The organism is Pseudomonas sp. G5(2012) (genome assembly GCF_000408945.1).
GTDB lineage: Bacteria > Pseudomonadota > Gammaproteobacteria > Pseudomonadales > Pseudomonadaceae > Aquipseudomonas > Aquipseudomonas umsongensis.
In genome coordinates, this window is record NZ_APIO01000137.1 from 18,285 (window position 1) to 29,963 (window position 11,679).

Annotated in this window: 6 protein-coding genes; all 6 read left to right on the plus strand. The window is 52.5% G+C overall.

The window, feature by feature from the left end:
- Positions 1-14: 14 nt before the first annotated feature.
- The 6 genes from PG5_RS29795 (at position 15) to PG5_RS29820 (ending at position 11,592) form a co-directional block, all read left to right on the plus strand.
- Complete coding sequence (locus PG5_RS29795) at positions 15-1,046, plus strand: alpha/beta fold hydrolase (RefSeq protein ID WP_177326156.1); 1,032 nt, start codon at positions 15-17, stop codon at positions 1,044-1,046.
- Positions 1,039-1,233, plus strand: a complete 195-nt coding sequence (locus PG5_RS35490) for an MbtH family protein (protein ID WP_042955872.1) — start codon at positions 1,039-1,041, stop codon at positions 1,231-1,233. Before PG5_RS29795 ends, PG5_RS35490 begins: the two co-directional genes overlap by 8 nt.
- The gene (locus PG5_RS29805; protein WP_020800800.1) at positions 1,230-9,473 is read left to right on the plus strand and encodes a non-ribosomal peptide synthetase; all 8,244 of its coding nucleotides are present in this window, start codon (positions 1,230-1,232) and stop codon (positions 9,471-9,473) included. The genes PG5_RS35490 and PG5_RS29805 overlap by 4 nt, the downstream gene beginning before the upstream one ends.
- Complete coding sequence (locus PG5_RS29810) at positions 9,401-10,699, plus strand: MFS transporter (protein WP_225441947.1); 1,299 nt, start codon at positions 9,401-9,403, stop codon at positions 10,697-10,699. Before PG5_RS29805 ends, PG5_RS29810 begins: the two co-directional genes overlap by 73 nt.
- Positions 10,683-11,069: a BrnT family toxin gene (locus PG5_RS29815; RefSeq protein WP_020800802.1), complete on the plus strand. Its 387-nt coding sequence runs from the start codon at positions 10,683-10,685 to the stop codon at positions 11,067-11,069. The genes PG5_RS29810 and PG5_RS29815 overlap by 17 nt, the downstream gene beginning before the upstream one ends.
- A 166-nt stretch (positions 11,070-11,235) precedes the next feature.
- The gene (locus tag PG5_RS29820) at positions 11,236-11,592 is read left to right on the plus strand and encodes a hypothetical protein (RefSeq protein WP_020800803.1); all 357 of its coding nucleotides are present in this window, start codon (positions 11,236-11,238) and stop codon (positions 11,590-11,592) included.
- The last annotated feature ends 87 nt before the right edge of the window (positions 11,593-11,679 follow it).

Below are 11,679 nucleotides of genomic sequence, written 5' to 3' on the forward strand. Positions count from 1 at the left end.
TCATAGAGCAGAGCTTGAACGAGATCTGGAGTTTTACTTTGGGTCGGAAGGATATTGGAGAGAATGACAACTTCTTTGCCTTAGGTGGTGATTCGCTGCTTGCGTTAGCCACGATAGAACAAATCAAGCAACGGCTCGGCTGGAATCTGAGCCTTGGTGACTTACTGCGTTACCCGACAATTCGCGAACTTGCCACCGACGGCTCACAATTACAGGTCGCAAACCAGGAGCGCGCAATCATACGAATGAGTAACAGGGGCTCAAAAATACCCATCATATTCATTCACCCGGTCAGCGGTTTAGTATTCGCTTACTCAAAGCTGGTCCAACGCCTCGGTCACGACCGTGGTTGCTACGGCATCCAGCCTTTGGCGCTAGCGAATGTCGAGCGACTGCAAACCATTCAGGATATTGCCGAACATTATGCCAATTTGATTTACGATGACTTTGGCGAGGAGGATTTTCATCTCGTCGGCTGGTCGCTCGGAGGTCTCATCGGTTACGAGATCGCTAAAAAAGCGGCCGACAAAGGATTGAATCTGCGGAAACTAGTACTTATCGACAGCTATATTTGGGAAGTTCCAATCATCAAGTGGGACGAGGCTGCGCTCTTACTGGATTTACGCAACGATCTCCTAGCCCAAGTGGCAACAAACAATAAGGAACTCGGCGCCACATCAGAAGGTGCCGGTCCTCCGTCCGCCATTCAACAAATAACAGTGGCTTTGTTTGGACAGGCAAGGAGTCAACGTAATTCCAGTATAGCGTTCGTCGAGCGCCTCATTCAGACGTATCGAGCGAATATCCGCGCTTTGGTCGAGTACAGGCCAACAGCGAAGCCGACACACGGTCTTCTTTTGCACGTATCAGAGAATGACTCCATCGAGACTTGGCACAAGCTGAGTGCGGGAAAACTGACTGCAAGCACCATCGCGGGTTCCCACTACGGTCTTTTGCAAGATCAACATGCAACGACGATTGCTGCGCTGATCGAAAACTACCTGCTAGGGAAGGAGGAGTTAAACCATGTCGTTAGAAATGACTAATCCATTCGAAATCGAGTCCGGCATCTTTTATGTTTTGGTCAACAACGAAGGTCAGCACTCGTTGTGGCCAGACTGCGTTGCCACCCCGGCGGGATGGCAACGCGTCTTCGGGCCTGATAGTCGGGATAACTGTCTTTCCTTCATTGGCGAGAACTGGACAGACCTAAAACCGAAGAGTCTAATATGAGCGTCATTCTGCCTCTGTTATTCCAACAGCAAGTCGATCGCACCCCATATGCTACGGCACTCGTATGCGAAGCGTCATCGTTGACCTATGTGGAGTTGAACGAGCGCGCCAACCGTGTAGCGCACTGGCTAATAGCCCAAGGCATAGGGCCAGAGATGGTTGTCGCCGTATCATTACGCCCCTCCCCTGAATTAGTGGCGAGCCTTTTAGGTATTCTTAAAGCGGGCGCGATGTACCTACCACTTGATCCAAGTTATCCGAGCGAACGTCTTGAATACATGATCAAGGACGCGCAGCCAACGATCCTCCTTACAACGCGGTCTCTCCTCGATCGTCTCGGTACAGCGATACAATCTGTAAGCACCTTGTATGTTGAAGATTTCAACGAAGTGTTGGCCAACACTAAAACAACGAATCCTCTAGTCCGAGACCGCAGCGAACTGCTGCAACCACTGCATCCCGCGTACGTTATTTATACATCAGGCTCAACCGGCCGGCCAAAGGGCGTCATTGTGACCCATCATGCACTCGCCAACTTCATGGCCTTCATGATGAATCATTTCTGGATCACCTGCCGCGACGTTGTCGTGTCGACGACTCCGATCTCCTTCGACATCGCTGGGCTGGAGTTGTACTTACCGCTTTTGAGTGGAGCTGAGCTGCACTTGGTGCCCCATGAAATCGCCATAGACGGCCGAGCCCTAAGCCGTTTTATTGCTGCTGCGAAGCCTGCACTGATGCAGGGAACTCCTGCCCTTTGGCAACTCCTGCGAGAAGCGTCCTGGATACCGGACGGCTCGATGCAGATATTGTGTGGCGGTGAGGCGCTACCGCCCGATCTTGCAGATTTTCTCAGCATCGCACCCAACAAGGTTTGGAATCTATATGGACCAACAGAGACGACTATTTGGTCATTAATGGTAGCTGTTCGTCGTGGCGAACAGGTCACAATCGGTAAACCGATATGGAGCACTGAGGTTTACGTGCTCGACGCTACACTTCGACCCCTACCATCGGGAATCGAAGGCGAGCTCTACATCGCTGGAGACGGTTTGGCACGAGGCTATCTCGGCAATGCAAAACTCACAGCCGAACGCTTCGTGGCATGCCCATTTGGTGCCGCAGGCAGCCGCATGTACCGCACGGGAGACATCACTCGTTTAAACGAAAGAGGAATGCTTGAGTTCCTGGGGCGCGCGGACGAGCAAGTCAAAATCCGCGGTTTCCGCATTGAACTGGGAGAGGTCGAAGCTATTCTGATGCAGCAACCCGGCGTCGCTCGTGCGCGCGTATTCCTACGTGAGGACCAACCCGGCCTGCGACATCTGGCAGGATACGTCGTGCCAATAGCGGGTCACTCATTGGACACCACAATCCTACGCCGCGAGATATCAGCGCACCTACCTGAATACATGATCCCGGCAGGTATCATGGCGTTGGCCTCGCTCCCACTGACCCCCAACGGCAAGGTGAATCGCAACGGTCTGCCGCCTCTTAGTTTTCTCTCCCGGGAGCGACGTCCTCCCACAACAACAAGCGAACTGTTACTAGTCGAATTGTTCTGCGACGTTCTTAAAATTAAGTACGCCAGTGCTCACGATAGCTTCTTCGATTTGGGCGGAAACTCGCTTTTGGCCACACGCTTGATTAACCGTTTACGTACGGAGCTCGGTATTGAACTACCCATCCGATCAATCTTCGAGGCACCGACTGCCGCCAACCTAGCGTGCAGGTTGAGCGAAGCTGAGCCTGCGCACCCTCCCATTCGTGCATTGGAACGTCCCACTCACTTACCTCTCTCATTTGCGCAACAACGCCTTTGGTTCTTGCATCAGATGGAAGGACCGAACGCAACCTACAACTTGCCTATTTACCTTGACTTGAAAGGTAAGCTGGACCGCAAGGCACTGCAGCAAGCGCTCAACGACTTACTCATGCGTCACGAAGTCCTCAGAACGCGTTTGCGCGAAGGCATTCAAGGTCCTGAGCAGGACATTGCGCGGGAGGGAAGTGTCAAAATCGAGTTGGTGGTACACGAGGTTTCCGCTGGCGAGCTGTCTGAAGTTCTCTCTCAAGCAGCCAGCCATCACTTCGATCTGAAGCGCGAAATCCCAATCTGCGCCGACCTCTTCCGTCTGAGCAAAGAGCATCATGTGCTGCTCGTGACCCTCCACCACATCGCTGGCGACGGCTGGTCGCTTGCACCTTTCATTCGCGACATGAGCTTCGCCTACGCAGCACGCACAGTTGGTGCGGTCGCTGATTTTCCAGCGTTGCCAGTACAGTATGCTGACTACACACTATGGCAGCGCGACTGGCTCGGTTCCGATGCCGAAACGCAAAGTCCGCTATCGCAACAATTGTCATACTGGCGCCGAGCATTGGCAAACATGCCCGAGCATCTCGAACTCCCGACAGATCGCCCCCGTCCTCACGTCGCAAGCTTCCACGGCAACGTCGTCCCAATTCATGTGGACGCCGCTTTAACCCTACGCCTCTCCAATCTCGCACGCCAAGCAGGCGTTAGCTTGTTCATGCTTTTGCAGGCGGCTACCGCCATACTTTTGAGCAAGCTGGGTGCTGGTACCGACATTCCCTTGGGGAGCCCTATCGCCGGACGCATTGACAGTGCACTGGACGACTTGGTCGGACTTTTCGTCAACACACTCGTACTGCGTACCGACACTTCAGGAGATCCGAGTTTTCTTAGGCTGCTAGCGCGTGTGAAGGAGGTGAATCTGGCGGCTTACGCAAATCAGGACATACCGTTCGACTACTTGGTCGACGTGCTGAACCCAGCCCGCAGGACCAGTCATCATCCACTGTTCCAGATCATGCTTGTACTCCAGAACAATGCTGCACCGAACCTCGAATGGCCTGGATTGACAGCAGAGCTGGGATCGACCACCACGCATACTTCCAAGTTCGATCTGACGATTGAACTGACTGAGCAAAAATGTGAGGACGGTTCGATAGCAGGCATGAGCGGCGAAATTGAATACGCAACGGATCTATACGACCGAACCACAGTCGAGGCCTTTGCACGCTACTTCGTCAACATACTCAAACAAGTTGCAGCCAATCCCGACCGCACTCTCGCGGCCATCAACATTCTCGACTCAGATGCTCGCAGCATGATATTAGAGCACTGGAACACTACTGAACGAAGCATCCCAGACACGGTTTACCCCTTACTTTTCGAACGACAAGTCGCAAAAACCCCCTTTGCCACCGCCGTGATCCACGAGGATATGGCACTCTCGTACGAAGAATTGAATCGCAACGCAAACCAAGTTGCACACTGGCTTCTCTCACAAGGTGTCGTCGCCGAAGATCTGGTAGGTCTCTCAATGCGGCGCTCTCCGACGATGTTAGCCAGCCTGTTAGGCATATTGAAAGCAGGTGCGGCCTACCTACCGCTCGATCCCGATTATCCTGCTCAGCGGCTCACCTTTATGCTAGAGGATGCCTGTCCAAGGTGTCTCATCACCACAAATGTGATCCTCGAGCATTTACCGCAATCTGCTCGAAGCATCCCGCATCTCGCTTGGGACGATGCCGCCGCGCTAGAGGCCTTCAAGCTGATAGCCACGAGCAACCCGACTGATGTGGATCGAAAAAGACCTATATCGCGCAATGATTCCGCGTACGTTATCTACACTTCGGGCTCGACCGGGAAACCCAAGGGAGTGGTCGTTACACATTACGGGATTCCCAATCTTGCCGGCGCATACATCGAGTGCTACCGCTTAGACGTGCACTCACGCTTTCTACAATTTTCGTCGATTAACTTCGACCCTACCTTCTGCGAGATGTGTTGCACGCTACTGTCCGGCGCGATTCTTATCTTGGCCTCACCCGAAGAGCTTCTGTCGCCCAATCAACAAATACAAACGATGGCTAAGTACCGGCCAACGCACATCACATTCTCACCAACAATCCTCCGCAGCATGTCGGAAGACGCGCTCAGGAGCTGCCCCCACCTCATGGTTGCAGGTGAAGTGTGTTCGCCAGCTCTCGCTAAAAAATGGTCCCGCAACCACCGCATGATTAATGCCTATGGCCCGACTGAGACCACGGTCGACGCATTGTATTGGGAATGCCAGCCCCACTTGAATGCTGAAACTGTCCCTGTCGGTCATCCATTGTGGAATACACGCGTCTATATACTAGATCCCGTTTTGATGGCTGTCCCTCCTGGCGTTATTGGTGAGCTGTACATCGCCGGACACGGATTGGCGCGCGGATATTTAAATCGCCCTAAGCTCACGGCTGAACGCTTCGTAGCCTGTCCATTCGGACCACCCGGTTCGCGTATGTACCGCACAGGTGACCTTGCCAAATGGCGTAACGACGGTGTTGTCGACTTCATCGGCCGCGTCGACGATCAGATCAAGATCCGCGGTTTCCGTATCGAACCAGGAGAGATTGAAGCAGCACTCACTACGCACCCCACAGTTGCGCAAGCGGCGGTGATAGTTCGCGAGGATCAACTCAACCACAAGCAACTCATTGGCTACGTAGTCCCACATGAACTCAATGCAATAGCTAGCGACCGGGCCAACGAGATCAAGCGTGTTTCTATATGGCAGGACATGCACGAGCGCGACTATAGCGAACAAACCCACCTCGCCTCGCCTCAAGACTTCTCTGGTTGGAATAGCAGCTATGACAACCAGCCGATCCCGCTTGAGGACATGCTTGAATGGCAAGCAACAACCGTCGACAGAATTCTGGATTTGAAACCGCGTTGCGTGCTCGAAATCGGTGTGGGCTCCGGCCTGATCTTATGGAAAGTGGCCCCACACTGTCAGTCATACTGGGGACTCGACTTCTCCCCTTCTGCGATCCGAGCCCTTGAGGAGCGGGTAAACGTCACACCATTCCTACGTGAACGCGTCGTCCTCAAAAACCTTGCTGCCCACGAACTGGGTGAACTACCTATGGAATGCTTTGACACAGTTGTCATTAACTCCGTAGCGCAATATTTTCCAAGCAGCCGTTATCTACTCGACGTTCTTAGCCAAGCAATGAAGCTCTTGGTTCCAGGCGGCCGTGTCTTCTTGGGTGACATCCGCAATTACCGGTTGATGCGGTGCTTCGCCACAGCAGTGGCCATATATAAAGGTCTTCATCGCAACGAGAGCGTCTGCGATTTGCGCAAGATTATCGACAATACCGTCACCCTTGAGAGCGAGTTGCTTCTCGACCCTGATTTTTTTGCAACGATCAGCCAAGAACTGCAAGCAGTCGTGGGGGTGGACCTTCAGCTTAAGCGCGGTAAGCAGCGCAATGAGCTGACTGACTTCCGCTTCGATGTCGTCTTGCATAAACACGGTAGTTCATGCCTCTCCACAAGAGGCTCGCATGAACTTGGGTGGTGCCGCGATGGCTCAGGCCTCAATGTCGTTCAGCGCTTTTTATCGAAAGAACGGCCACCGATATTGCGGGTGACAGGTGTTCCAAACGCACGGGTGGCAGCAGCAATACACCTGGATCAGACAATCTGGGTGCAAACCAATACCGATTTCTCTGTCAATGCGCAGTCGATCACGATCCCAACCAACGCAGCCGTAGATCCAGAATCGATGCACGCATTGGCAGCTTCACTGGGATATAGAGCCAAAATCACTTGGACGGACACAGCGAACAGTGACTGTTTCGACGCAATTTTTATCTCCTCATTTCATGATCATTTTTTGCTGACAGATCTCTATCGGCCACGATCTGAGACGGTTGCCGCAGCTCCCATACTCTCTAATGCGCCAAACCGCGCTCAGGAGGCTCGCAGTTTGGGCCTTGAACTACGCCGTTATGTCGCAAAGAAGCTGCCGGACTATATGGTTCCCGCAGCAATAGTGATACTTGATCGACTACCACTCACCCCCAACGGAAAGCTTGACACAAGAGCTTTACCAACCCCTAACTTTACCTCTCGAGACGTGCGCTTGCCTCGTACACCGACAGAAAGAAAACTCGCTCGTCTATTCGCAGAGGTCTTAGGCTTAGAGCAAGTCGGTCTCGATGATCGCTTTTTCGATCTGGGCGGTGACAGTATCCGGTCAATCCAATTAGTCAGCCGCGCCCGTGTCGAGGGTTTCATAATAACGGCACGTGAAGTGTTCCAACACCAAAGTGTCGAGGCACTGATCAGCATTCTAAACACCACCCCCGCGCTACCGACACCTGCGGAGCAAGATGGGGAAGATCAGTCATATTGGCTAAAGGTATCGCAGATCCCTGACCCACGACTCTCACTGAAGTCGCCACATGCGGAATGCGGAATACACCGTCACTTCAAACGCTCATTGTCGAACGAACTCACACATATATTGGCTACCACTGTTCCGCGTCTTTACCATACCTGCGCAGACACTGTCTTGCTAGCAGGCTTTGCACTGGCTTTTGCAGATTGGCGTCTTCGTCGCGATACGAAAACAAAGACTCTGCTGCGACTGGATTGGCGTAACCCGCGAACTCAGCACACCATTCCGCTCAAGCTCAATACTGGCGGAATCAATACACAGCACCTTGGAGATCCCCGTGCGCTGTCGCGGTTGTTGAAGCGTATAAAAGAACAAGTAAGTTCGGTACCCAATGAAGATTGCAGCTTTAACGCCACACAACAGAGATCTCCGTTCTCACAAGTCTGCCTTGCGCTCTACACCAATGGTAAGGCGCCGAAACCAATTACTCGTTCGCTTCACGCATTAGACCTAAGTGGCGTCATAAATAGCGACCTCACTTCCCCAATCTTGACTGTGACTATCGGGTGGGATGATGCCCAATTCGATAAAGACGAGACGTCGTCGTTACTTAACTATTGGGTGGATACTCTCCAGTCACTTGCTTGCCTGGCGGATCACCCCTCTCTAGGGGGGCTGACGCCGTCTGATGTCAATCTCATCAAATTAAAACAGTCCGATATCGATGCAATTAAAACTCAGTACCCTCAACTTCTAGAGATTCTGCCACTCGCACCGTTGCAGCAGGGCTTGCTGCTTCATACGAACCACAATTCAACACATCGTGACCCCTATCAAGGTCAAACAATCCTCGACTTGGCGGGAACGCTCGATACAACCCAACTCAAGACTGCTGTGAATAATCTGCTGCTCAGACATACCAATCTGCGCGCAGCTTTCATCTACCAAGGTCTGGAGAACCCGGTGCAAATCGTAACCCAAGACTTCGAGGTACCGTGGAAAATCCATGACCTGTCTTCCTTGGCGCCCGTTGAGCAGCACATGCACTTGGAAAGACTTTTGACAGAAGACCTGTCACAACGATTCGACCTTAGCAAACCTCCACTAATGAGGTTCATGCTAATCCGCTTTGCCGCCACCCGGCATCATCTCATTATTAGCGACCATCACATCCTCCTTGATGGTTGGTCAATGCCAATCGTTTTAAGAGATATTTTTACACTCTATCGGTACGGCATCGAAACGATGCCCATAGTTGTCCCTTTCAAAAACTATCTCGCCTGGCTCGTCAAACAAGATCAAAATAGTGCCCGAACCGCATGGCAGGGATACCTTGCCGGATTCGATACCCCGACGAAAGTCTGTGCGAAAGCAAATTTTGCGCATGATGTTCCAGACATGACAAACATAGAACTAACGACAGAGGTGACCGAGAGTCTCACGCGCCAAGCTGCACGTATTGGCGTAACCCTGAGCACCCTAGTGCAAACGGCTTGGGGCTTACTCCTCATGCGCCTTGTCGGAAAGTCCGACGTCGTCTTCGGAGCCACAGTATCCGAACGCCCACCTGAGGTCGAGGGCATCGAGAGTATGGTTGGGCTCTTCATCAACACCGTCCCGCTACGAGTAGTACTTGAGGAGTCCGATACATTTGCGAGTCTGTTGATTCGAGTTCAGAAAACTCATCTGAATCTCATGCACCATCAGCACTTGGGGCTTACAGAGATTCAGCGTCTTGCAGGAATGGGAGATCTATTCGACACCTATTTCGTCTTCCAGAACTATCCAGAGCAAACCGTAACGCTTGGCGATTCATTCCCTCTGCGCGTCACGGAGATGACCAACGGAGCTGCGGGCGTGTCCCATTATCCGCTCGGGCTAACTGTCTTGCCCAACAAGCGCATGAGGTTACTGATCGGGTATCACAGCAAACTGTTCGAAATCGAGAGGATCAAGACCGCATTAATCGGAATTCTAGAGGCTATTGCCAAAGACGTAAGCCAACGCGTCTCTACCAGAGGAACGGTTTCATGAAATCACTGCTAGAGACCATCAACGAGTTCCCCTTGTCGGTCAAGATCTTGCTCACTCTCTCACTGGCACGGTCCGTGAGCTTTTTTGCATTGCTGCCATTCCTACCGATTTATCTTCATGAGGTGCTTGGATTCGATATAGAGCAGATTGGCTATTTGCTCGGACTCTGCTTATTGGTCGGCACGATTTCCAGCGTTTATGGTGGATATCTCGCGGACAAGATCAACAAGGTTAAACTCTTGATCGCATTGGACCTAGGCCTGTTGTTGCTATATCTGGTACTTCCGCCAACTCAGAATACGATTGTATTTCTTGTCTTGCTCGTTCTCCTTAACACGGCCTCGGCCACGATCACCGTAGTAGGCAACGCTTTACTGTCGGAGCAACTGCCCCAAGAGATTCGGGCCAAGGCTTACTCCTTGCGTTACGCGCTCCAAAACATTGGCGCTGCGATTGGACCCTTTTTGGGCGCTTGGGCGGTACGCTACGTATTCAATGCACCCTTTTGGATAGCGGCAGCTTTCACACTGCTGATTCTGCTACTCCTTCTATTCTTTCGTAACGTCTTCACTCCCGTCACGCCCGCAGCCCCCGCCGATGCCGAAAGAATGAAGTTCGCAGGAACCCTTGCAGTGTTACGGGGGGACCAACGCCTTCTATTATTCACCCTTGGCGGCATTTTCAGCATGGCTGTCTACGGACCATTGCTGACCTACCTGTCGCAATATCTCATCGTGGTGGTAACGGCCAGTGTCGCCTACGAAACGGTGGCCTACCTCTCCGCCGCGAACGCCGTCGTCGTCATTTCATTGCAGTATCTATTTGGAAGCTGGATCAAGGAGGAGAAGCTCCTGGCTTGGGTGTCGCTAGGATCGGCCGCCTTCGTAGTAGGGCTTATCGGCCTTTCCCTATCGCAAGAACTTTGGATTTGGGTGATAGCAATCATTATCTTCACTATCGGAGAGATTATCATCGTCCCAGCCGAATATATGTTTATCGACAAGATTGCTCCTAACCACTTGCGCGGTATCTACTTTGGCATGCAGAACCTCGTTTACATGGGCGTCGCCATTGGACCAATTGTGTGCGGAATAGCATTGAAGCACGCAATGCCCGGCGCAATGTTCTACGCCTTGATCAGCATGACGTTAGTTGGTTTGTTGTTCTATTACATTGGTTGCCGACGGACCGAGAGCGGAGGAATAAACAGTGTTCGTGTGGGATGAACAGAAGAACGAGAGCAACCAATCAAAACATGGTGTGAGTTTCGAGACCGCCGCCCAAGTGATCAATGACCCGCTAAATATCACATCACTCGTCTCATTGGAAAAAGATGGCCCTCGCTGGCAGACCATTGGCATAGTCGACGGTGCAAAGGCACTACTCGTTGTGCACGTGATCGAAGAGAATATCGACGAGATGGAGATCATCCGCATCATCTCCGCGCGACGCATCACGAATGCTGAACGAAGACAGTTTGAATCTCTCTACGACGAGCGCCGGACACAGGTACTCGGGCATGCTGCGAGCCCAAATGATCGGGGTTGGTTCGGACCACGCGGATATCGCGCGCGCCGCAAAGGCAATCAGAGTTAAGCGCCCAAGCACTACATAACGATCTGATTCCTACTCAGTTTATCCGTATAAAATTTGAGTGTGGAAGGTCCACGATAGATTGCTATAAGTCACACAAGTCGGCAGAAAATCATTCGAGATGGCAGAATTGCCTTTTTCATCACGCTCGTCGAGCCAGGAACTACCCATGCAAATGACCACCGCCCTCTTGATCGTCAACCCGTGCGATGACGAAGAAGACGACATGGCGATGCTGTGCTGCCACAGCGACAAGGGTGAGATGTTTCTCATGAGCCGTTACCCGGACGAGGACGAGCTGGAAATCACCCTCGACGGCGAACCTTCGACCCTCGACGGCGTGAAAGTCACCCTCAGCCCTACGCTGCTGAAGATCGAGATCGCCGCTGCGGATGCCGATGCGTTGAATGGGGATGATGTGCTGGAGATCACCTTCAACCCGGACATGGTGGACCTGGCTGAAGTGGAAGAAACTTTGCAGAACATCCTCAAGGGGACCGGGACCTATATCAGCGAACTGAGCTGATTCCTCCCTCCCGACACTGATCGTTCCCACGCGCAGCAAAAGAATGCCTCGAGGGACGCTCCGCGTTCCAATGGGACGCAGAGCGTC